The 20,726-nt window shown below is 70.2% G+C and carries 24 protein-coding genes; 7 read left to right on the plus strand and 17 right to left on the minus strand.

The window, feature by feature from the left end; all coding sequences use genetic code 11:
* The first annotated feature begins 1 nt into the window (after position 1).
* On the plus strand, positions 2 to 2,440 hold the full coding sequence (locus AC07YH_RS01065) for a S9 family peptidase (protein ID WP_494745161.1): 2,439 nt from the start codon (positions 2 to 4) through the stop codon (positions 2,438 to 2,440).
* Here the strand turns inward: AC07YH_RS01065 and AC07YH_RS01070 are convergent.
* The 3 genes from AC07YH_RS01070 to AC07YH_RS01080 all read right to left on the minus strand — a co-directional run bounded on the left by AC07YH_RS01070 (position 2,372) and on the right by AC07YH_RS01080 (position 6,079).
* Complete coding sequence (locus tag AC07YH_RS01070; protein WP_494745162.1) at positions 2,372 to 4,156, minus strand: asparagine synthase-related protein; 1,785 nt, start codon at positions 4,154 to 4,156, stop codon at positions 2,372 to 2,374. The genes AC07YH_RS01065 and AC07YH_RS01070 overlap by 69 nt on opposite strands.
* A 2-nt stretch (positions 4,157 to 4,158) precedes the next feature.
* The gene (locus AC07YH_RS01075; RefSeq protein ID WP_494745163.1) at positions 4,159 to 4,794 is read right to left on the minus strand and encodes a lasso peptide biosynthesis B2 protein; all 636 of its coding nucleotides are present in this window, start codon (positions 4,792 to 4,794) and stop codon (positions 4,159 to 4,161) included.
* Between the two features lie 616 nt (positions 4,795 to 5,410).
* A complete protein-coding gene (locus AC07YH_RS01080) occupies positions 5,411 to 6,079 on the minus strand; it encodes a GntR family transcriptional regulator (RefSeq protein WP_494745164.1) in 669 nt (222 codons plus the stop codon).
* A gap of 284 nt (positions 6,080 to 6,363) precedes the next feature.
* On the opposite strand from AC07YH_RS01080, the gene AC07YH_RS01085 reads away from it, so the two are divergent.
* Positions 6,364 to 6,951: a hypothetical protein gene (locus AC07YH_RS01085; RefSeq protein ID WP_494745165.1), complete on the plus strand. Its 588-nt coding sequence runs from the start codon at positions 6,364 to 6,366 to the stop codon at positions 6,949 to 6,951.
* On the opposite strand, the gene AC07YH_RS01090 is transcribed toward AC07YH_RS01085, so the two are convergent.
* The 12 genes from AC07YH_RS01090 to AC07YH_RS01145 form a co-directional block, all read right to left on the minus strand.
* The gene (locus AC07YH_RS01090) at positions 6,946 to 8,676 is read right to left on the minus strand and encodes a relaxase/mobilization nuclease domain-containing protein (RefSeq protein ID WP_494745166.1); all 1,731 of its coding nucleotides are present in this window, start codon (positions 8,674 to 8,676) and stop codon (positions 6,946 to 6,948) included. The genes AC07YH_RS01085 and AC07YH_RS01090 overlap by 6 nt on opposite strands.
* A gap of 187 nt (positions 8,677 to 8,863) precedes the next feature.
* Positions 8,864 to 9,490 carry a lytic transglycosylase domain-containing protein gene (locus AC07YH_RS01095; RefSeq protein ID WP_494745167.1) on the minus strand — a complete coding sequence of 209 codons (627 nt, stop codon included), beginning with the start codon at positions 9,488 to 9,490 and terminating at the stop codon, positions 8,864 to 8,866.
* Positions 9,487 to 9,990, minus strand: coding sequence for a S26 family signal peptidase (locus AC07YH_RS01100; protein WP_494745168.1), 504 nt, complete (start codon positions 9,988 to 9,990; stop codon positions 9,487 to 9,489). The genes AC07YH_RS01095 and AC07YH_RS01100 overlap by 4 nt, the downstream gene beginning before the upstream one ends.
* Positions 9,987 to 10,457 carry a DUF2840 domain-containing protein gene (locus tag AC07YH_RS01105; protein ID WP_494745169.1) on the minus strand — a complete coding sequence of 157 codons (471 nt, stop codon included), beginning with the start codon at positions 10,455 to 10,457 and terminating at the stop codon, positions 9,987 to 9,989. Before AC07YH_RS01105 ends, AC07YH_RS01100 begins: the two co-directional genes overlap by 4 nt.
* Entirely contained in the window at positions 10,454 to 10,696 is a 243-nt protein-coding gene (locus AC07YH_RS01110) for a hypothetical protein (RefSeq protein WP_494745170.1), read from the minus strand. Before AC07YH_RS01110 ends, AC07YH_RS01105 begins: the two co-directional genes overlap by 4 nt.
* A complete protein-coding gene (parA, locus tag AC07YH_RS01115; protein ID WP_494745171.1) occupies positions 10,693 to 11,331 on the minus strand; it encodes a ParA family partition ATPase in 639 nt (212 codons plus the stop codon). The genes AC07YH_RS01110 and parA overlap by 4 nt, the downstream gene beginning before the upstream one ends.
* On the minus strand, positions 11,328 to 12,395 hold the full coding sequence (locus AC07YH_RS01120) for a replication initiator protein A (protein ID WP_494745172.1): 1,068 nt from the start codon (positions 12,393 to 12,395) through the stop codon (positions 11,328 to 11,330). The genes parA and AC07YH_RS01120 overlap by 4 nt, the downstream gene beginning before the upstream one ends.
* A 2-nt stretch (positions 12,396 to 12,397) precedes the next feature.
* The gene (locus tag AC07YH_RS01125) at positions 12,398 to 12,670 is read right to left on the minus strand and encodes a helix-turn-helix transcriptional regulator (RefSeq protein WP_494745173.1); all 273 of its coding nucleotides are present in this window, start codon (positions 12,668 to 12,670) and stop codon (positions 12,398 to 12,400) included.
* A gap of 144 nt (positions 12,671 to 12,814) precedes the next feature.
* Complete coding sequence (locus AC07YH_RS01130; RefSeq protein WP_494745174.1) at positions 12,815 to 13,147, minus strand: DUF2285 domain-containing protein; 333 nt, start codon at positions 13,145 to 13,147, stop codon at positions 12,815 to 12,817.
* Between the two features lie 211 nt (positions 13,148 to 13,358).
* Positions 13,359 to 13,559: a transcriptional regulator domain-containing protein gene (locus tag AC07YH_RS01135; RefSeq protein WP_494745175.1), complete on the minus strand. Its 201-nt coding sequence runs from the start codon at positions 13,557 to 13,559 to the stop codon at positions 13,359 to 13,361.
* A 110-nt stretch (positions 13,560 to 13,669) separates the two neighbouring features.
* Positions 13,670 to 13,936, minus strand: coding sequence for a DUF2285 domain-containing protein (locus AC07YH_RS01140; protein ID WP_494745176.1), 267 nt, complete (start codon positions 13,934 to 13,936; stop codon positions 13,670 to 13,672).
* Positions 13,937 to 14,037: 101 nt separating this feature from the next.
* Complete coding sequence (locus AC07YH_RS01145; RefSeq protein WP_494745177.1) at positions 14,038 to 14,388, minus strand: DUF736 domain-containing protein; 351 nt, start codon at positions 14,386 to 14,388, stop codon at positions 14,038 to 14,040.
* Positions 14,389 to 14,690: 302 nt separating this feature from the next.
* Here AC07YH_RS01145 and AC07YH_RS01150 point away from each other — a divergent pair, with 302 nt between their 5' ends.
* On the plus strand, positions 14,691 to 15,194 hold the full coding sequence (locus AC07YH_RS01150; protein WP_494745178.1) for a helix-turn-helix domain-containing protein: 504 nt from the start codon (positions 14,691 to 14,693) through the stop codon (positions 15,192 to 15,194).
* Here the strand turns inward: AC07YH_RS01150 and AC07YH_RS01155 are convergent.
* Positions 15,139 to 15,453, minus strand: coding sequence for a DUF736 domain-containing protein (locus tag AC07YH_RS01155; RefSeq protein ID WP_494745179.1), 315 nt, complete (start codon positions 15,451 to 15,453; stop codon positions 15,139 to 15,141). The genes AC07YH_RS01150 and AC07YH_RS01155 overlap by 56 nt on opposite strands.
* 223 nt (positions 15,454 to 15,676) lie before the next feature.
* On the opposite strand from AC07YH_RS01155, the gene AC07YH_RS01160 reads away from it, so the two are divergent.
* Complete coding sequence (locus AC07YH_RS01160; RefSeq protein ID WP_494745180.1) at positions 15,677 to 16,210, plus strand: DUF736 family protein; 534 nt, start codon at positions 15,677 to 15,679, stop codon at positions 16,208 to 16,210.
* On the opposite strand, the gene AC07YH_RS01165 is transcribed toward AC07YH_RS01160, so the two are convergent.
* On the minus strand, positions 16,207 to 18,303 hold the full coding sequence (locus tag AC07YH_RS01165; RefSeq protein ID WP_494745181.1) for a ParB/RepB/Spo0J family partition protein: 2,097 nt from the start codon (positions 18,301 to 18,303) through the stop codon (positions 16,207 to 16,209). The genes AC07YH_RS01160 and AC07YH_RS01165 overlap by 4 nt on opposite strands.
* A 295-nt stretch (positions 18,304 to 18,598) precedes the next feature.
* Between AC07YH_RS01165 and AC07YH_RS01170 the strand changes: the two genes are divergently transcribed.
* The 3 genes from AC07YH_RS01170 to AC07YH_RS01180 all read left to right on the plus strand — a co-directional run bounded on the left by AC07YH_RS01170 (position 18,599) and on the right by AC07YH_RS01180 (position 20,655).
* Positions 18,599 to 19,855, plus strand: coding sequence for a DUF6880 family protein (locus AC07YH_RS01170; RefSeq protein ID WP_494745182.1), 1,257 nt, complete (start codon positions 18,599 to 18,601; stop codon positions 19,853 to 19,855).
* Between the two features lie 103 nt (positions 19,856 to 19,958).
* Positions 19,959 to 20,222 (plus strand): DksA/TraR family C4-type zinc finger protein, encoded by a 264-nt coding sequence (locus AC07YH_RS01175; RefSeq protein WP_494745183.1) that lies wholly within the window; start codon positions 19,959 to 19,961, stop codon positions 20,220 to 20,222.
* A gap of 94 nt (positions 20,223 to 20,316) precedes the next feature.
* Positions 20,317 to 20,655, plus strand: a complete 339-nt coding sequence (locus AC07YH_RS01180) for a hypothetical protein (RefSeq protein WP_494745184.1) — start codon at positions 20,317 to 20,319, stop codon at positions 20,653 to 20,655.
* Positions 20,656 to 20,726 lie beyond the last annotated feature (71 nt).

Consider the following 20,726-nt stretch of genomic DNA (forward strand, 5'->3'; position numbering starts at 1 on the left):
CATGCGACTGCTCTTGCAGTGCGCGGCGCTGTGCTGCGCGCTTTTCGCCACGGCTGTTCACGCCCGACCGTTCACGATCGACGACCTGATGAAGGTCGACAAACGGTCGGTGATCGGCTCCTCTCCCGACGGACGGTGGCTGGTGATCACGATCGACCAAGCCCCCGACAAGGCCCCGCGCTTCGACTATGGCGCCCTGCCCCAATATGCGGCCCGTCGCCTCTACAAAGTCGACCTCACCCATCCCGGCGCCGCAACGCCCTTACTGGCGCAGGATCCCGACGCCGGCTACACCGCCGGCGCCTTTTCACCGGACGGGCAGCGCGTCCTCGTCACGAGGATGCGTGGCCACCAATCCGAAACCGGCGTGGTCGAAATGGCCACCGGCGCGGTCCGATGGCTGGGCGTCGGCCTGGACTTCTCGCTCTTGGGCCGGACCGCGCAGTGGCGCGGCGATCACCAGGTGATCGCCATCGTCAATCTTCCGGAGCGGCCTCACTTCGTCTTTCGCCGGGGTTGGGAAAGCATGGCCTACCGCTCGGCCGCCGCCAAGGTTACGGCCGAGGGCGGTGGGCCCAGCGTGCTGACCATCGGCAGCGGCAAGTATCTGGACGCCGGCGCTCCAGGTTTCCAACGCCTGCTTGCCAGGATCGACGTCGACACCGGCCGGGTGACGGCGCTCGCCCAGGGCGAGTTCCTGGATCTCGAACTCTCATCCACGGGGCGCTTTGTGGCGGCCTACAAGTACGGCGCCGAAATCCAGCCGCAGGCCAAGGACACGATCCTGGGCGGAACCGCCACGCGCCGGCGCGATCTGACGGTCTTTGACTTGGCCAGCGGTCGACCGCTTCATGGCTGCGACGATTGCGATCTTTCGTCGTTCTTGATGGCCTGGGCCCCGCGCTCGGATCGCTTGCTGGTCTATGCACGCCGACCCGGCCAGACACCGAGCGAAGGGGCGCTGGTCCTGGTGACGCCCGATGGCGATCGGCTTTCAACCCGCCGCATCGATCAGGTTCGTACCCATCTCGACTTCACGTACGAGGGCTTCGAGATTCCGCGCGCGGGCTGGGTGGGCGAGACGCCGGTGGCCTTCGGTCGTCCGCGCGCGCAAGCCGAAGGCGGCCATGAGACCTGGTTGGATGTGTCCGGCGGTAAGACCGCGCCGCTGCTTCCCGACACCGCCCCGATCCGTCCGGATCGTATCGTGAGCGATCCGTGGGGCCGCATGCTCTTGACCGGGAACGGCGGCGCGTTTCGCCTCGTCGGCGGCCAAGTTCGGACCCTCGACGCGGTGACCGCCGCGCCAACGCCCACCCTCGGAGACCAGGGTCGGCCAGCCATGGCGCGACTGGTCGGCGGCGAACAGCTTCTGATCCGCCGGAAAGATCGCCTGATCCGCCTGACGGTGGCGGGCGAACAAGACCTTGGACCCGCGCAAGACCGGGCCCTGATCGTCACCAACACCGGCTGGTCGGTGGTCGCCGATCGCGACCGTCATGGCGTCGAAACTCTGCAGGCGCGTCGCGAGAATACAACGGTCGACCTCATGACCCTTAATCCCCAGCTGGCCGAGATCGACTTTGGCGACGTCCGGCCGATGTCGCACAAGGGACCTCGTGGCGAGTCGCTGACGAGCTGGATCGTCATGCCGCCAGGCTGGCGCGCCGATCATCCGCCGCCTCTGGTCGTCATCCCCTACCCTGGGGAGGTGTTCAGCGCTGCGGGGCCGCCAGCCGACGCGCGCCCCGGCGCCGGCTACACGACGATCGCCGCCTCGGTCCTCGCAGGACACGGGTATGCGGTGCTCTATGCCAGCCTGCCTCACGACCGCTTTCCGAACGAGCCTGCACAGGGCCTGGCTGAAGAGATCCTCGCCGTCGCCGACGCGGCAGGCGCGGCGGGCCTGGCCGACACGCGAAGGGTCGCGATCTGGGGTCACAGCTTCGGGGGTCAGGCCGCCCTTTCGGCTGCAACTCAATCCGGCCGCTTCAAGGCAATCGTCTCGACGTCGGGGATCGCCGACATGGTCACCCGGTGGGGGAACAACGTCCTGCAATCGACGCCGGAGGAGGGTCTGCCATTCCTGGGCACCTTCGCCTATTTCGAGACCGGTCAGATGTCGGTCGGCGCGTCACCTTGGGCCGCGCCGGAACGGTACATTCGCAACAGCGCGCTCTTTCAGGCTGACAAGATCACCGCCCCCGTCCTGCTCGCTTACGGCGACTTGGACGAGTACAGCTACGGTCAGGGCGCGGAAATGTTCGCCGCGCTTTATCGCCAGGGCAAGGACGCCAAGCTTCTGACGTTCTGGGGCGAGGGCCATGTGGTGAACGCGCCAGGAAACGTGCGCCATCTCTACAGCGAGGTGCTAGACTTCCTGGACCAGGCGTTCGGCGAAGGCGGGTCGGGTCAGTCGGCTCAGACGGCGCGTCCATGAACGCGCCCACTGCTCGAGGATAACGGCCTCGACAATCTCACGATAGGGTCCCTTCCAGATCAGGGTTTCGGTCGCGAGCAACTGGTCCAGGACGGCCGGGTCGAGCAGGCCGGCCTGGACCAGACAGCCGTCCAGCAGGAGTTCGCGCAAGGCCGGCAGCTCCTCGGCCACCGCTCTGCCATAGTGCCGGCCAAGATCGCCCTTCGACCGCCGGGCATAGATCTCTGGCGCCAGGCGTTCGCGAAAGGCCTCGCGGGCCATCAGCCGATCGTCGCCGCCGCCGCCGGTCTGCGCCCGAGCTGACAAGCTTAGGCACATTTCCATCACCGGCTGGGCCAACAAGGGGTGGACAAGCTCGATCACCTGGCCTCGCGCCGTTCGTCCGGAGACCTGTAGTTGCTGGGCCAGGTGGCGAACCTGACGCGCCTTGGCCGGCGCGACATTCTCAAGACCCTCGAACCAGGCATGGCCGGCTGGCGTAAGACCGCGCAACTTGGCCGCAAGATGAGCGGTTTCCCCGGTCGGCGCGGGTCGTCGCCAGCCCATACGGGCGGCCTGAGCCTCTCGCCACACCGACCAGACCGACTTGTGGCTCCTTCGCGCGATCTGCAGCGCCGGGGCCAAGCCCACCGACCAGAACGGACGCCGCCAGTAATCGTCGGCCGCCAGCAGCGATCCGCCACCGGCCAGAAACACCGTGTCGCCCGCCAAGCCGGTGAACAGCTGCTCGGCGCCCAGCCGCCGGGCGCGGGCGGCGATATCCTGGTCGTAGTGGGCGTCGGCGATGGCGCCGCTCGGTCGAATGGATCGCGCGGCCATCGCCAGGGCGTCGAGATCCAGGCCGAGGGTCGCCTTGGGCGCCTCGGTGACCTCGATCTTCAGGTGTCGGCCGGCGGCGCGCGCATAGTGGCGCTCGTCCGCTCCGGCGTCCTCGACGAAATAATGCAGCCACTGCACCACCGTGAGGTTCGACTGCCGCACCAACGCGCCCGCGACGATCGAGGAATCCAGCCCGCCAGAAAGCTCGGCCATGGCGCGCGCGCCGGGCCGGGACAGCCCGGAGATCGCCATATCGACCGCTCCAACCAGGCCACGGCGGGTCGCTTCGGTGTCGTCCTGCGACAGCCGGGCAAAATCCGCTGGCCGCCACGCCAAGGCCTCCGTTCCATCCAGCCAGCGCATGGTCCCCGGCGTCGCCGCCAGCACGCCGCGCAGTGGACAGCGGCCGGCCAGGGCCAAGCGATCGACGAGAGCCCGGCCGAGGTGATCCCAATCCACGGCAAGCTCGGCGGGCGGGACGGCCTCCAACAGCCCATCGAGATCCGAGGCCACGAGGGTCAAGCCTTCACAGCGCCAGGCCAAGGCTTCGACCGCGCCCGAAGGATCGCGCAACATGGCGATGGCCGCCCCGTTAGTTTCCCGGAAGACGGCCACGTAGCGTCCCCAGACATTCCGGCACAAGGCTCTGGCGCAGGCGAGTGGTTCGGCGGTCCACGTCGCCTGTGGTCGCCCAATGACGTCGCCGACGATCAGGCCGTCATGGGTGGGCGAAAGCCAGATCGAGGGCGGCGTCGCGCTCGAACCCCAGACTTCCAGCCCGGGCTGTACACCCATCCCCTCCAGCCCCAGGCGCTTGAGGATCGCCTTGGCCGCCTTGAGCGCGCGGCGCGCGGCGCCGTCGCCCGGCCGCCAGGTCAGGATCGCGTAGTCGGACATCGTTAGATCGCCAGGATCGGGGTGAACGGCCGGACGTGATCGAGGCTGTCGTCGAGCACGGTGTCGCCGACCTGCAACCAGCAATGGGCTTCGAACGGCCAGGCCCGCACGCCGAACACCCAGGTCGCCTCAAAGCCTCGCCGGCGCAAAAAGGCCAGGAGGTAGAAGGAGCGGTAGAGGCACACGCCTTGGAACGGCGCCCAGGGCAGGATCTGCCGAAAGGCCGTGACCTGGTCGGCCAGGGCGGCGAGAGACTGCGGCGGCATCGGGCGTCGCTTTCTCGCGGCATAGCTCAGGAGGCGGGGGAACGGGCGGCCGTGGTAGCGTCTAAGTACGGTCAGATACGCCACGATCCCGGCGACTCGATCGGCTCGGGTCAGCAGCTTATCGGGATGCATGACAAGATCGGCCGCCGCTGGCGGCGGCAACGCCACAGCCAAGGATACGCCGGCTCCGGTCAAGCCAAGCGCGGCGGCTTCCTCCGCCAGATCCTTATCGAGGATGTGCGTAGGCCCGGCGGTGGGCTGCGCGAAGGCTTCTGCTGCCTGGGCTAAACAAAGGTATTCGCCCCGACCGGCATCGAGCAGCACAACATCCGATTCGAGCCGGGCCAGATGAACGTCCGGTCTGAGGTACATGGCGTCTCCAGGCGGGTGGACGGCGGCCGAGGCCGCCGCCCGAGGCGTTTCAGCCTTGCGGTTCCATCGGCAGGAACTTGAAGTCGAAGCCGTGGTCGCCGCCACCGCGCGTCAGGCGCTTGGCCTTGCCGAGCTTGACGATGCGGCGGGTTTGGATCGCTTTCATAGCGTCCTCCAGGTTTTGCCGGAGCGTGCCGGCGCTGGACGGGAACTCGCGACACGGATCGCGAGCGGCGTACCGACCCAACCGGGCGTAAGATTGAATTCCAGGCCCCCGTCGGGCCCGCCCCGCGTCACAGCCCGGGCGCTGCCGAGGCAAATGAATCGGGTCTGGCGTTCAGCGGTCATGGAAGCCTCCTCACAACCGGTGGGACGGCATCGCGGCGGCTGCCGACTTGGCAGCCCGCGGAAGCTCAGCCGGCGTCGCGACCCGGCTTCAGGTTGATCTCGACGCCGAGGGTGCCTTGGCCCTTGGTCAGGCGCTTGGCGTCGCCCACGCGGACGAGGTGGATCTTGCGGGTCTTGGTCATGGCTTGCTCCTGGGATTGAAGTGACCGCACGATCTGCGGCGTCTTCATCAGCGCACCTCGCGTTCTGCATTGGCAGTATATTGCAGCTATAAGGACGCTATATTCGCCCCAGCGCGTATGGCGCGCATCAACTCAGTGGCCCGCAGACGCCGCGCTTCATGCAAATCGGTCAAGGCGGCGGCCAATTCGCCTGGATCGCCGAGACCCGCCTGAAGCGCGCCGAGCTCCTCCGCGAGCGGAAAGACCTGAGCTTCCGCACGCACGGACGGGACCAATCGCTCGCAGACCTGGCGATAGGCGTCGAACAGAGCGCGATTGCCGGCCCGCGCCGCGATCCAGTCGAGCATCTGGCTCAGTTGAACCGCCGCCGACAGCGCGGGCTCGACCTCATCCGGGGTCGGAAAGGCCGCGGGCGCGGCGTCGGCTGCCAGCGCCTCGGCCAGATAAAGCCGTCGCAGGCCGTAGAGCTCGACGAGGTCTGAGACGTCCAGACGCGGCGCGAAATAGCCGCGCCCCCTGCGATCCTCGATCAGTCGCTCGCCCGCCAGCCGCGATAGCGCCTCACGCACCGGCGTCGCGCTCAGGCCCAGGGTATCGGCAATGTCGGTGATGGTGAGCGGCTCGCCCTGGACCAGCTGGCCGCTCCGCAGTTCTTGGCGCAGGGCGTCCAAAGCCGCGCTGAACGGGTCTTTCGGCTTGCCGGGCGCGCTTACCCTCACGCGAATCTCCAGACTCTGAGAGCGCACGCCAGTCATCGCCATCGCTCGCCACAACTACACAAATAGTCATAGCTAGATTTCAATGCAACCATAAGATACTTGTAAGAACAATAACAGGGTTACGCAGAATGTTTGCGCCTTTGCGCAAATATATTGCGCAGCTCTATTTGCTGAATATTTGACCGTGACATCCCCGCGAAGTCCGCCTATGGCGCACGTGATGGTCAAGCGCGGCCAATAATGCAACTTGGCGCTGACGGCTTTCGCTATGCGCCCAAGCCTTGTTACACCTAGGGTAGATCGCCTTTGCGTGAGTTTGGATGAGTAGGGACACGGAGGATAATCAGCGCTCGAAGCTCCTGTCGCGGGCGCTGCGGGCGGTGCGCGCCATCCGCGATGTCAAACCCCGCGCCCTGGCCGAAGCCCTGGGCTTGTCGCTGCGCGGCTATCAGCACTTCGAAGCCGGCGGCGGCCAACTCAACATCGATCACGTGACGGCCTTCGCGCGGGCCAGCGACGCCGATGCGATCGGCATCCTGACCGCCGTCCAGATCGGCAAGCCGGAGTTCGCCGCCTGGGTGGCGCAGAACAAGGCGATGATCGCCTTCATGATCACGCTACAGGAGTTCGCCGAAGACACGGGCGAAGCCATGGCCCGCCTGGAGACCACGACCTGGGTGTCCGCCTATCGCGAGATGTTCAAGGGCCTGTCAGAAAAGGCTCTGGCCGCGCAGGTCCAGAACGACACCTGGTTGGCCGAGAACGCCGCGCGCCTGGGCCTGGGCGCGGCTCGTCCGGAAGGCGACGACAGCTCTGACGCCGCCGATGGCCAAGCCGACGACGCCGGCGCGGACGATGGCGAGGATCCCAGCGAGGACGGGTCCATGACGCCAGACGGCGACTCATAGACCAGGGCCGCGTGCGCGCCCCAGCGACCAGGTCATGCCGCCGGGCTCCATGACCCCGGCCACCGTCAGGCCCCGGCGGGACTCCAACGCCGAGCGCCAGGGCGCCAGTTGGAAGCCCAGGCCATCGTCGAGGACGGCATAACGCCCCGAGGCCAGGTCGAGGCGCCGCTGATAGACGCCCTCGACCGCCTCGCCCGGGGCGAGCGATCGGGCCGGCCGCCCGGTCTCGCGGGCCAGCCGCGCCGCCGCGCTCTCCAGATCTTGGGCCTGCAGCGTCGCCAAAAGACCTGCGACGGGCACGAACCGGCCGTCGCGCACCGATCCCAGGCCTCGGCCGACCAGGACGCCGGCGCGTCGCGACAGGGCCGCCGCCGCTTCGCTGGCGAAACCCGCCGCGCCATCGTCCGGCGCGCGCTTGAGGATCTGGCGATCGAGCCAGGTCGCCCCCCGCGCCTCCACCTGCGCCTCGAGGCCCAGGTCGCTGCGGACGGCCAAGGCTTGGCGCGCGACGCCGTCGCGATCGACATAGGCGCGCCGCTCGACGATGGCGCCGGTCGGCGCATCGGTGGTGGCGGCCAGGTCGGGGAAGACCAAGTGGTGCTGGCGGCCGTCCATGCCGTCGACCAGGACGTAGGCCGAACCGGTCAACTCGTCGTGGAGGCCCCGGTCGACGAGACGTCCGATCACCGGCGGGCCGTCATCCTGTCCATGGATGACCAGGCGCTCTGGCGTCGGGTGGCGGCCGCCACGCGCCATCGCTTGGTGATAGGTCTTGATGATGTCGCCGCGCACGGACAGATCGCGCAGCCGCGGTTCGAGGTCGTCGGCCAGCCGCCAGCGCCCTGGTCCCTCGGGTTGGGCCAGGCCGAGCCTTTCAAGATGGGCGGCGCGTCCGAGTCGTCGTGCATCATCCTGGCCCCCAGCCGCGTCCCGTCTCAGGTCGACCACGCGATCGCCGGGATGGGCCGCCTTCACCAGGGCCTGGTCGAGCCGCGTCCAACGGTCGGCGGCGACATCGGCGTCGCGACCTGCGTCGATCTCGTGGTGGGTCCTGGGGCCCAGCTCCAAGGTGGCCAGCGCCTGGGCTCGCCGACGCAGGCCGCTGCCGAGATAGTCTCCGGCGATCACCAGGTCCTTGCCGTCGTCGGCGCGGCCGCGCACCAGGACGTGCAGGTGGGGGTTGTCGGTATTCCAGTGGTCGATGGCGACCCAGTCCAGGCGCGTCCCAAGATCCGCCTCGGCGCGCCCCATCAGGTCGCGGCAGAAGGCTCGCAAGTCGGCCAATTCGGCGGCGTCCTCGGGCGAGACGATGAAGCGGAAATGGTGACGATCGTCCTCGCAGCGCTCGGCGAAGGCGGCGACGTCGGCGTCCCCGTGGGCGTCGAACATACGCGCGGCGGTCTCGTCGCGGGTGACGCCCTCGCGCTGCAGATAGCTGATGTGTCTGGCCAGCGGCGCGGCGCGATAGCGGCTGCCAGACTGCCGGACGACCCTCGCCTTGACGATCACGCGCCGGTTGGTCTCCGCGCCGGCCCGGGTTCGCCCGGCGCCGCGCCCTAGCCGTCCGCCCGTTCGGCCGCGGGCTCCGGCGCGCCGGCCCAGCCCGGCATCCCCGGCCGCCTCGATCGCTCGGCGGACCTGGCCCAGGAAGCGCGCCGGCTTGGCCGAACGGTCGAAGCTGACTCGGCCCGGGCGCAGCAGGAAGTCGTCGTCGAACTCGCTCATGGCCGGGCCGACGGCGCGAAGGCCTTTGAAAACACGAGGGAAAGCGCCAAGACCGCCAGCCGCGACCACAGGGCGATGGCGCAAAAAACCCAACCCAACCAACGACATGCCGCCCGTCCGACGGCGCGGCTTTTATCTGGCCATCCCCGCTGCCTTCGCTGCCACACGCCCCGCTTCGCCTTGTCGTTCATCGCGCCTGGCCCGGTCGGAACACGAACAGCTCCCGGTCATCGCCCACCGACACCGGCTTGGAGGCCTCCGGCGTCTTCACCGCCACCGCCGCGCCGAGGCCCGACGACCAGGCTGGCGGAAAGAGGCCAACGACGCGCCAGTCGGGGCCGGCACGCCCAGTCCCGGCCACCCGCTCGACGATGTGATCGACGTAGCGGCGCGTCTCCAGCGGCAGGGGTCTCCCCGCCAGGCTGGCCTCGTACCGTCCGGGCCCGGCGTTGTAGGCGGCCAGGAAACCCGGCTCGCCATAGCGGTCGCGCAGCTCACGCAGGTAGGCCGCGCCGGCCAGGATGTTGTCGGCCGGATCGAAGGGATCGGACCCCAGGCCCAGGCGGATCCGCAGTTCCCCCCAGGTGCCGGGCATGAGTTGCATCAGGCCCTGGGCGCCGGCGGGCGAGACGGCCCTTGCCTGGCCGCCACTCTCCGCGGCGATGACCGCCTCGATCAGGTCAACCGGTAGGCCAAATCGGGCGGCGGCGATTTCGACCTGCGCCCGGACCGAGGCGTCGGCCCGGTCCTGCGCCTGGGCCTGGCCCGCCACGAGCATGAGGGCGAGGGCGATCGCTGGCGCCCAGCGCTTCATCGCGTTGCCGCCGAACGGACGACCCACAGCGGACGCGCGCGCGCCAGCACCTGTCCGTCATCCGTGATCCCGAAGTAGCGACCATCGAGACTCCCGAAGGCCGGGGACAGCAGGAAGATCTCGCCGGGCCCGAGGGCGCGACATCCGCTCCAGGTCGGCAGCGGACGCCCATCACCGTCGACGCTCAAGGCGCGCGCGACCCGGCGCCCATCGATCGCCAGGTCCTGGCCGACGCGGCAGACCGATTGTCCGGCGATCGCGGCCACTGGCTTGATCAACGGCACGCCGCGCGGCAACCACCCCCCTTCGTCGAGGAAGGTCGCGAGGGCGGGATCGGGCGCCACGACCACGAGGTCGCCGACGGCGAGCGAGCCGGGCGGCGACAGGCGGTAGAGCCCTACCGGCACGCTGGCCGTGGTGTTCAGCAACAGGCGCGGACGCGGCGCGGCGGCCAGCGCCAGGCAGGCGAAGAAGCCGGCCCCGATGACCAGCCGCCTCATGACGAGACCCGCGCGCGCAGGCGCCAGGCGCGATGGCGGCGCGCATCATAGGGTCGAGGCGTCAGGCCTGCCGTCAGGCGGTTGTGGACGTGACGCCAATGGTCGGGCGCGATGGCGTGCGGGGCAAAGCCCGCCGCCTCGATGGCGTCGATCGCCGCCAGCCCCCGTTGCACCCGGGTCCAGCCGCCGAGCAGGGCGAGCGCCTCGGCGCCGGGACGCACGCCTGGCAAGGTGTTGCAGGCCTCGGCGAGCCTCGGCGCGCGTAGGATCTCCAGCGCCGAGGCGGTCGTGCCGTAATCGCCGCCCGTCCAGCGCACGCGGGCGAACACCGCCCCCGGCGCGAAGGCCAGGGTGCGCCGGCGACGATCGTGAAGGACTTCCGCCCGCGGCTGGCCAAAGCGCAGCCATTCCTCGACACGGCCCCGCCACCAGACCAGATCCACCTCGGTATCGCGCCCGGCGCTCATGCCGGCGTCTCCGGGAACTCACGATCCAGAAGGGCGCGGACCATGTCGGCGACGGTCTGGCCTCGCGCGAAGGCGGCGATCTTGATCCGTCCGCGCGTGGCCGGCGTGACGTCGATCGTCAGGCGCGCGGTGTACGGGTTCTGGCGTTCGTCCGGGCCGCCGCCCTGCTCGGCGCGGACCCATGCCTCGGCGCCGGCTCCAGCGCCGCGTGGCCGGGCCGCGAAGGGTTTGCCGCTCATCCTTGGAGGGCCTCCAACTCGGCCCCGACCGCGGCGATCTCCGCCGCCGCCGGACCATCGGGCTCCAGCTCCGCGACGGTCTGGCCGCCGGCCATGGCCTGGGCGAACAGCACCCGCTGGCCCACCGTGCGGCGCAGGGCGCCGGTGTCCTGGGCGGCGAGGGCCTCCCGGGTCTCGCGGGCGATCACGGTTCGCGCGCCGCAGCGATTGAGCAGGAAGCGCGCGCGCAGATCGGGGCGATAGATCCGCGCCTCGTCCAGCAGGCGCAGCATCTCGGCCGACGCCCAGCCATCGAGCGGCGAGGGCTGCACCGGCACGACGACAAGGTCGGCGGCCAGGAGGGCCGAGCGCAGAAGCGGCGCCACGCGGGGCGGTCCGTCGATGATCAGGTGGTCGCTGGCCCGCGCCAGGTCCGGCGCTTCGAGATGCAGGGTTTCGCGAGGCAGGCCCACGACCCCGAAGGCGCGCGGCAACCCGGCGTGGCTGCGGGCCTGGGCCCAGTCGAGGGCCGAGGCTTGCGGATCGGCGTCCAGCACGGTGACCCGGCGTCCCTGACCGGCCCAGAGGGCGGCGAGGTTGAGGGCCAAGGTGGTCTTGCCGACACCGCCCTTCTGATTGAGGAAGGCGACGATCATCGGGCCGGCCCCGCGCCCGAGGCGTGCGCCCGCGAAAAGTTAGACTCGGAGTTAGAGTCCAAGTTAGGCCCGTCGCAAACGCTTGTGTCACAAGGGTTTGACGGGGCCTCGTGCGCCTGATGTCCCGATGCCCCTGCGCCCGATCTCACGATAGGGTCTGCGCCCAATGTCACGAGCCCATCCACAGGACGGTCCCCTTGGCGGCTTGCCTCGCCCACCGTCCGGTCCAGGGCGATCTCCACGACCATGGGCAGGATGCGCAGCCGTTCCTGGCCCTGGGCGCGGTCGAGGATCAGCCGGTAGCCCGGCAAGGGCTGGCGATGGACGATGCGCCGGATGTCGAGCGCGAAGTCGGACGGACGGGCGAGGCTCCCGGACTTGTGGTGCAGGTGGGCCAACTCGAAGACCCAGCCGCCGACTTGGCGGCCGGCGTGCTTGCGGGCCACGCGATAGAGCCAGCGCTCGATGCCCCCCGTCAGCCGGAAATAGTGGGGGTCGATGCTGAGCACGAGCGAGCGGTCGACCACGCCGCGATAGAACCATTCGGGCAGGACGATCTCCACGCCCTCGACGCGCCCGCCCCGACCGCTGCGCTCCTCCCATTCGTTGATCCAGGAGAACTGCTGGCGGCGCCAATGCTCGCCCTGGCGAATGGTGGTGGCGACCACAGTCGACTGCAGCCGGCGCAGCGCGGCCTTGAACAGGCGGTATTCGGTGGCCCCGGTCGCCCGCCCCACGCCTGTCAGCAACTGATACGGCGTAAAGCGCAGCAGTCGGGAGGTCCGAAACCCTTGGTTCTCGGCGTCGACGATTTGCGAGGCGGCCCAGATCAGCACGTCCGCGTCCCAGATCGTCGCCATGCCGTGCTCGGGCAGGCCGTGGACCTGCACCTCGACATTGCCGGCCCGATAGAGGATCGGCCGGGTGCGACGCGACTTCGACAGCGAGAAGAACGGCCGCTCCATCAGGTCGCGCTGGTCGCGGGGCCTGGCGTCGCCGGTCACGACCACGAAGGGGTCCAGGCGGTCGATCGCGGCAGGCTGAAACAGGGACTGGCGCGCCATGGTCAGGCCTGCCCGCCGTCGGCGGGGGCGGCATGGCGCTTGGCCGGCAACACCTCGCCGACGCCCGGGTCGGTCGTCGAGACCCGCGCGCCGCGATCGGCCCAGGCCTGCAATTCGTCGATCGCGTAGAGCACCCGACCGCCGAGCTTGCGGTAGGCCGGGCCGGTTCCGTATGTGCGGTGCTTTTCGAGCGTTCGGTGGGACAGGCCCAGATAGGCGGCGGCCTGCTGGGTGCGCACGAACCGTGGCGCGCCCGGGGTCGGCGAGGCGTTCATTGGCGGTTTCCCTGGTCTCATGGCGCGGGGCCGGATGGCCCGGCGCGGACCGGGGAAGGCTGGCGAAGCGCCGGCCGGGGCAGGGAGTGCGAAGACGGCGAGCGCGATTTCGCACCCCCGTGCGAGGAAGGCGGCGTGGCGGGATCAGGCCGCCGGATCGGCCGGCCGGCCACCGAGCAAGGCGAGGTACCCCCCACCAACCAGGACGCCGCCGTCACGGACCAGGCGCAGGGTTGCGTCGCGCAGGGCTGAGGTCTTCCAGGGTTCGGCCGCGACGCGGGCGCCGCCCCAAAGCGCCCCGGCGATCTCGCGGTGGACCGCGCCGCAGGCGCGCCCATCGAGCGCCCGGAGCATGGCCTTCAGGCGTTTCCGACGCTGGGGGGTGACTAGGTCGGGCGGCGGCGGCGCCCCCTCCAGGTGGCGCCACAGGCGGGTCAGGGCGCGGAGGCGGTCCGGCGCCGTGGCATCGAGCGGCACGACGGCGGCGAGCGGCTGGCCGGGGTCGGCCGCATGGGCCAGCAGCGCCAGGCGGATCTTGTCGCGGCCGCGTCCCAGCGACCACCAAGCCTCGCCCGGCGCGCGGATGGCCGGACTGTGAAGCCGCGCCCCGACGCTGGCTGGGGCCGGCTGCAGCTGGATCAGTTCGGCGTCGACCTCGGGACGCCACCAGACCTCGACGCGATGGGCCTCAAGCGAAGGATCGATCGGGAAATCGCAGCCCCCAGCGGGCGCTCAGCAGATCCTCGCCGCGCCCCTGGCTCGCCGTCTGGAAGTCGTTCTGGTAGTCTGGATTGCGACGAAGATATTCCCAGGCCAAGTCGGCCGCGGAAAGGTCGTCGAGATAGTCATAGGCTTCCGCGGACCGCCACCGTGAGGCGTCTGGCGACATGAAGAACCTCCGACGAGGCTCGCTCTAAAATTGAGCGGCGGATCGGTTTTTTCCGTGCACGGAGTCAGCGGGAAGCGCCGGGGGTGCGAACGCCCGATGCCACCGTGGCATCACCCTTCGGGCCGCCCTTTCAGAAGGTCGCGATAGCCGGCCGTGGCCATCCATCGGGCCCGCTCGAGATGGACGTCGTGGATGCGCCGCGCCCGCGCGGGGTCGGCCGCGACGTCGAGTCCCAGAATGAGCGCCGCCGCCTCGCGCCAGTCGGCGTGGGCGGCGGCGGCGTCCAGGAGACGCAGATAGGCCTGGAGATGGGCCTGGTCGTAGCCGGTGACCTCGCGGTCGCGGATCGGCGTGTCGCGCAAGGCGCCGTCGGTCATGGTCGTCCCCTCCCCGGCGCGATCCTACTGGATATCGTCAGGGAGGGGACGGCCTCGAACCCGGATCGGGCGATGCGCTGGCGGCATCGCCCCGCAAACCGTCAGGTCGGCGGACGCGGCTTGCCGTCTTCGCCGGGCTTGTCGGTCGCGCGGTCTGGCTTCTGCCGGATCCAGACCAGCGGATGGGGTTCCTCGCCAGCCATCAGCCGGGCGTTGACCGGCTCGGTCCAGGTCGGGTCGTCCAGTTCGACATTGAGGATCGCGCCGCTGGCCGGATCGAGCGGGCGCCAGGCCGCGCCGCACTCGTTGTCGCCGACGAAGGCGCGGAAGGCCGGCGCGCGCGGCGAGATCTTTTCGATCGGGACCAGGCGCACGGCCGCGTCGATCTGCAGGGTGGCGAGGCGGCCGACGAAGATTTCGCCGTCACGCCGGAAGTAGCCGATGGTCGTCAATGGGACCTCCTTTTTGGGCAGGTGGCGGCGGCGCGAAGCAAGTTGGGGGGAGGCTTCGCGCCGCCGCGTCGCTCCGGGCCGGGAGCGCAGCGCGCCCCGACCGGCTCGGGGCGACGGCGTGACGATGTTGGGCGCGCGCCCCGACCTCAAGGGGCGACCGCCGCGCGTGCGGCAAAGACAGGCGCTGGCGAACTCTGGCGAAGACGGCGCGTCTCCGCCGACGGACCCTCTCCAGGGATGCGACGGCGCTGGCGCGTCAATAGACCCCGATGGCGCTGGCCGTCGCAGCGCCGGAGTCCCCGTTGAAATCGTCCCCCGTTCCGCATCCCGTCGACGTCCATGTCGGCGCCCGCCTTCGCTTGGCCCGCACGGCGTGTGAGCGCACGCAAGGCGAGCTGGGCCAGGCGATCGGCGTCAGCGCTCAGCAGATCCAGAAATACGAGCGCGGGACAAACCGGATCTCCGCGTCCACGCTTTTCCGGTTTTGCGGATTTCTGGGGCGGCCGGTCGCCTGGTTCTTCGAGGACCTAGAGCCGAGCGGCCCGGCGTCGGACGGCGGGCCGGACGCCGTCACGGCCCTGATGGCCAGCGGCGAAGGCGCGCGAATGGCCCTGGCCATGGCGCGACTGTCGCCGGCCATGCGCCGCAAGGTGCTGGCCGTGGTCCGCGCCTTCCTTCCCGGTCCGCCGAGCGGCGACGACTGGGGCCTCGCGACGGGCGGGGCGCCCCTTCCGGGGCGCCCCTTGGACGTCAGTCGGCCTTGGGGGTGCTGCGCGACCAGACCAGGGTGTGGACGCCGTCGATGACCACCAGGGCGGCGTTGACCGGCTCGCCGAAGCTGATGTCGTCCAGCTTCACCGACAGGTACTCGTTGTTGTCCTTGCTGACCTTCTTCCAGGCCGCCCCCAGGTCCGTCTGTCCGGCAAAGACCCGGAAGTCGGGACCGCGCTCGCCGGTCTTCTCGACGGGGCGGATGCGGACGGTCTTGACGTTGAGGGTGAGGGTGCGGATGGCGCCCGAGAACGAACCGTCGGCGTTGGCGGTGAAGGTGCCGATCGTAGCCATTGAAGTCTTCCTTCTGTCTTCGGGCCGCGACCATCGCGACCTCGATGGCGATCCCAGGACCGGGGGCGACAGGAGGATCGGCAGCGCGCCTTGCGCGCCCGCAGGCTTGCCGCAGGACCGAAGGCGGCGAGTTTCTTGCCTCGCGAGGAATGGCGGCGCGCCGCCAGGGGATGAAAGTCGGCCGACGAGGTTGCCGGGCCTCCGGCCCCGGTCAGATCGGGCCATGAGAGATCGCGGATGGACGCGCTGGAGACAGCCGGAAGACTTCAACGGCTACGATCGGTCCTTCGCCGCCGACGCTGGCGGTTTGGGCTTGGGCGCCGTCCGCGTCCTCGCCCCCAACGCCGGGACCGTGCGCATCCGCCCTCGCGAGAAGACCGGCGCGCGCGGTCCCGACGTTCGGGTCCTTGCCGGACAGGCGGACCTGGGGGCGGCCTGGAGGACGATCGACGAGGGCGGCGACGCGACCCTGTCGGTGACGCTGGCCAAGATCGGTGACCGCGAGCCGGTCAACGCCGCCCTGGTGGTCATCGACGGCGTCCACACTTGGTCTGGTCACGTAGCGCCCCCCAGGCCGACTGACGCCCAAGGGGCGCCCCGGAAGGGGCGCCCCCCGTCGCGAGGCCTCAACCTCCACGCGCCAGTCGCACGGAACGCAAAGCCGAATGAAGGCGCGGTCGATCCCTTGGGATCGACCGCGCCTCACGCGTCATGGCCATCCGGGGCGGGCCTGTCGCCCGCCCCGCGCCGCACCTAGTCCGCCGCGCTGTGCGCTTCGGCCTCAGCGTCGGGCTCACCCTCGGCCGCCGTTTCAGCCGGTTTTGAACCCGCCACTTCGTCGACCTCGGCCGCCTTCGCCCATGGCAAGGGCCGCCCTGGCGTGCGCAGGCAGGCCGGGAGCCACCGCGCGCCGACCAACTGCGGCTCGGCCGCCTCGATCATTTCGGTCTTGCGCAGGCCGGTCAGGCGCTCGGCCGCCTCTGGCGAGACGGCTTCGGTCACCGCGTCGAGGATTTGTCCCTTGGTGACCGCCCCGAGGTAACGATGGGCGGTCGGAGACCACCAGTCGCTCATGTCCAGGTCCAGGGCGCTGGCCAGCCGGTCGGCGTGCTTCCACGCCATCGGCCGGTTGTCCCACCCGCGCACCGCGTCCAGCGACAGGCTCACGCAGTGGGCCATGAGGCTCATGCGGCTGTCGGCGTCGAGCCCGACCACGAACGCCCAGTAGGCCTCGGGGTCGTCGGGCATCTGCCGCGCCCAGGCGTCATGGCGCTCGGCGTTGGCGCGGGCGGCGGGGCTGTCCTCGATCCCGTCGCCATCGGCCGCGAGGTTGCGAGAGCCGAGCTTGACGTCCAGGCACGAGGCGTAGCCGCCGCTCCCCCGGAACACCCGCAACAGCAGGGCATGGGTCAAGGCGACCAAGGCGAGGTCCGGGTCCTGGGCCAGGGCGTGACGCAGGGCGGTGCTGCGATGGGCGGTCAGGTCGGCGCGAATGCGCGGCGAAATCGGCGCGTTGGCCTCGCCGAGCGGCTCCTCGAATTGGCCGGGCGCGTCGTCCTCGTCGTCTTCGGCCTCGTCGTCGCCGTCGCCCTTCGCCTGGGCCGCGTCGTCCGCCTCGGCTTCGGTTTCGGCCTCGACCAACGGCTCGTCCTCGGGCCGGACGTAGCCGCGCTCGATCCGGGTCTCGCCGTCGTAGCCCAAGACCACGAAGGCGCCCGCGCGCGCCTTCTCCACCGGATCGAAGCCGTAGGACTCGGCCAGGGCGTCCAGTTCCTGGTCGATCTGGCTCAGCCGGGCCTCGGCATCCTCGGGCAGTTCGGCAAGATCGGGGTAGCGCTCGATCAGTCCATCGCGCTCGGCGTAGAGGCTGTTGCGCAGAGCCTCCTCTTCCGGCGCGCGCGGCAAGACGCGCTCCCAGATGCGCCCAAAGCCATGATCATTGGGGTAGGCCAGATAGGCGGCGGTCCACTTCCACCCCTCGGCGTCACGCAAGGCGACGGCCTCGGCCTGCAGTTTCTCGGCCACCAGCCTGTCGAGCAAGCCGACATCTTCCAGCCAGCCCTCGCCCGCCTCCGTGAAGAGGTCCACGAGCAAGGCGCCGCCCGCCGCGACATAGGCGTCGACGCCCACATAGAGGGCGCGCGGGTCGTCGGCCGCGACCTTGGCCTGGGTCATGGCGCGGCGGATGGCGTAGGTCTGGCGCTGGTGCGGCGCCAACTGGGCGTAGACCTGCATCTGCCGCTCGGTGTCGGGATTGACCGCGAAGGCCATGATCTGGTCCAGGGTCAGGCCGCCCTCGCGGTAGAGGTCGAGCAGGGCGGGCGCGACCGCGCCCATGCGCAGGCGTTGGCGCACGGTGTTGGGCGAGACGCCCGACCGCGCCGCGATCTCCTCGGCGCTGTAGCCCTTGCGCTCGGCGAGATCTTTCCAGGCTTCGAACTGGTCGGCCGGGTGCATGTCGCAGCGCGAGGTGTTCTCATCGAGGGAAATCTCGCCAGGATCGTTGAGCGTATCCACCACGCAGCGCACCGGCTCGGCCTTGCCCAGCAGCTTGCGCTTGGCCAGCAGCCGAAGGGCCTGACGGCGGCCTTCGCCGATGGTGACGAGGTAGTAGCCGCTGGCCTCGCCGCTCTCCTTCACCTCGGGCTCCACCACCAGGGGCTGGAGAAGGCCCTTGTAGCGGATGCTGGCCGCGCGAGCCTCGATATCCTGGGCGCTGTGGCTGACGCGGCGCACGTTCTTGGGCGAGGCCTTCAGCTTGTTGAGGGCGATTTCACGCACCTCGCCGGTCTGGATCAGGGGCCGCTCGGCCTTGCTGGCGGTTAGAGCGGGCTGGGCTTGGATGGTCATGTCTGCCTCCTAGGGGCTGGTCGCAGGCGCAAGGCGCGCCTGCGGCCTTGCCCGTCGGCGAGACCGGGGGTGCAAACGGAGGGGCGGCTTCGCGGGGACCCGGCTGCAGGGCGTGAGGGTTCGTCGTGGCGAGGCGGCGCGGGGCGCCCGAAGCTGGGCGGAAGACGATCCGAAGTGCGCCGGGGGCGGAGCCCCAAGTCCCACGGGCGCGGGAGCGCCCGGCAAAGACCCCCGTCGATCGCCGGCGAACCCGACCTTCGGCGGATCATCTGACCGCCATACCCGTTCAGGCCTCATGGCCAAGCCAAGCCTCGCCAGCCAAAAGAAGGTGACCGCCGAGAACCTCGCCGGGCTCGGCGTCGATCGCTTGGCGGAAATCCTGGTCGAGGTCGCCGAGACCCGGACGGACCTCAAGCGCCGGCTGCGCATGGAATTGGCCGCTGGCCTCGGCGCGACCCATCTCGTCCCCGAGATCGACAAACGACTGGGCGCCTTGGAGACCAGCCGAGGCCAGGTCACCTGGCGCCAGAAGCCCGCCTTCCTGCGCGACCTGGACGCCCTGCGCGGCCTGATCGCCGAGCGCCTCGGTCGCCAGGAGCCGGACGCGGCCCTGGAGCGGCTCTGGCGCTTCCTGGCGACCTACGCCCAGACCTCGCCGCGCCTGCGCGAGCGAGAGGACGCCTTCGAGGCCGTCTACGCTCAAGCGGCGGGCGACCTTGGCCGCCTGTTGGCCGGCCATGATCCGCACCTCGCCGCCAACGCCCTGGTCGATGCGGCGGCCGCCGCGCCCCAGGCGTGGTCGCACTGGATGCCGCGCGCCTTGGCGGCGACGCCCAAGGCGACGGACCAGATCGCCCTGACCCTGGCCCAGGCGCGCGCCAAGGCCGCGCCCGGCTGGATCGTCGTCATCCGCCACCTGGCCGACGCGGCCGGCGACGTCGAGGCCTACGCCGCCACCTACGCCGCCCCGGCCCTGGAGACGCCGACGGTGGCGATCGCCGTGGCGCGCCGGTGGTTGGCGGCCGGCCAGATCGAGATGGCGGGCGAGGTCCTGCGGCGCGCCGCGCCCAAGCCGAGGGGCTTGCGCGGGCGCTTGGCCGCACCGGACTTCGAGTGGGAGACCGCCTGGATCGACTACCTGGAGGCCGCCGGCGACACCGCCGGCGCCCAGGCGGTGCGTTGGGCTTCGTTCCAGCGCACCCTGGACGTCGCTCGGGCCAAGGCCTTCGTCGGACGCCTCGACGGCTTCGACGACGTCGAGGCCGAGGGCGAGGTCTTCGCCTATGCCCGCGCGCACGACGACTTCCAGAGGGGCCTGGCCGTCCTGATGGCCTGGCCCGCCTTGGCCGAAGCCAGCCAAATGATCATCGACCGGGGCGACGGGGCCAAGGTCGAGCCGGACCAGGCCGAGGCCTGGGCGGCCAAGCTGCGCGCCCGCTTTCCCGCCGCCGCCCACCGCCTTTTGCGCCGGGCCGCGGCCGCCGCCTTCAAGCGCCGGGAACTGAAGCTGTCGCAACGCCTAACCGAAGAGGCCGACAGCATTCCGGTCTGACCACCGCGACAATCTGACCGCCCAGATCACAGCCCGGCGACCTGGAGAACCAGGCGGAAATTCCTATCTAAGACCCTGACAAGACACGGGAGTTTCGAGGCTCATGGCTGGTGGATGGACCCACGACGGGGGCGTTCTGGATCAGATCGAAGACACCGTCACCGACGGGGTTCTCAACGCACGCGCCCGCCTCCCGGCCGGAGAAAGCCTGCTGTTCTGCGTCGAATGCGGCGAGGACATTCCCGAGGCGCGCCGGCGCGCCCTGCCCGGCTGTCGCACGTGCATCGAATGCCAGGCGGGGCGCGACAAGCAGGTCGTCTTCAGCAGCATCAATCGCCGCGGCAGCAAGGACAGCCAGTTGCGCTAGCCCGGTCACTCTGGGACCTGGACGCCGCGGCGGCCGTTCCTTCGCGAGAGTCAAACGCCTTGCCACCCCTTTCCAACGGTCCACGGTCCTACCCATGACCCGCACCCCACGCGCTCGGTCGCTGATCGCCGTCGACGTCATCGGCGATCGCGGCTACCTCGAAACCCACCCGTCCACCATGCACTTGGGGGCCGGCCGCGACGGCCAGGTCGTCGTCTGGCTCGACGAGCCGGAAGGTGACGGGCCCGTCCTCGACCAGACCCGGCCCGATCGGCCGCCAGAGGTCGAGCTCCATGGCCAGGGCGCTCCCCCGTCCGCCTTGCTGCACCATCCACGCGCCCAGCACGCGGAGGTCTTCTTCGACGCCCTGGGCGATCCCGAGGCCGCGCCGCTGGGATGGTGGCATGCGCGGATCTGGCTGAGGGCGGCCTAAGGCCGCGTCCATCTTGCACCCACGCGCCTGATCGTTAGCGTTGGGATCCTTGGTCTTCTGGAGCGCCCCCT

Source organism: Caulobacter sp. GW456-12-1-14-TSB4, from assembly GCF_059424195.1.